Source organism: Mesorhizobium sp. M8A.F.Ca.ET.202.01.1.1 (genome assembly GCF_004791595.1).
Classification (GTDB): Bacteria; Pseudomonadota; Alphaproteobacteria; order Rhizobiales; family Rhizobiaceae; genus Mesorhizobium.
Genome location: NZ_SRUN01000239.1, coordinates 1 through 301, shown reverse-complemented (window position 1 = coordinate 301; position 301 = coordinate 1). Strand labels below are relative to the sequence as shown.

Annotated in this window: 1 pseudogene; it reads right to left on the bottom strand. The window is 67.8% G+C overall.

Features of this window, described 5'->3' with window-relative positions:
- Positions 1-280: pseudogene (locus EN845_RS34675) on the bottom strand (GNAT family N-acetyltransferase); the annotation flags it as partial.
- Positions 281-301 lie beyond the last annotated feature (21 nt).

Below are 301 nucleotides of genomic sequence, written 5' to 3'. Positions count from 1 at the left end.
CCGCGACGCGCACCGCCTCGATCTGGCCGCGCCAGGCCCCCTGCAACGACAGCCCCGGGAGAAAGCTGATCTGGAGAGTGCCGATGACCTCGGCGCCCTGCGTCATCACCGCCAGGAACTGGTCCGGGTTGCCGTCGATCGCCGCGAAGGCATCCTGATAAGCTCGCGCCAAAGGCAGGCTTGCGTTCTCGCGGGCGCGGCCAAGCGCGTCGTCGGCAAGCATCGCGACGATCGCCGCAACATCCGTTTCGCGTGCCCGGCGAATGCTGATCGCGCTCATTTCCACACCTCGGAGTTGGCG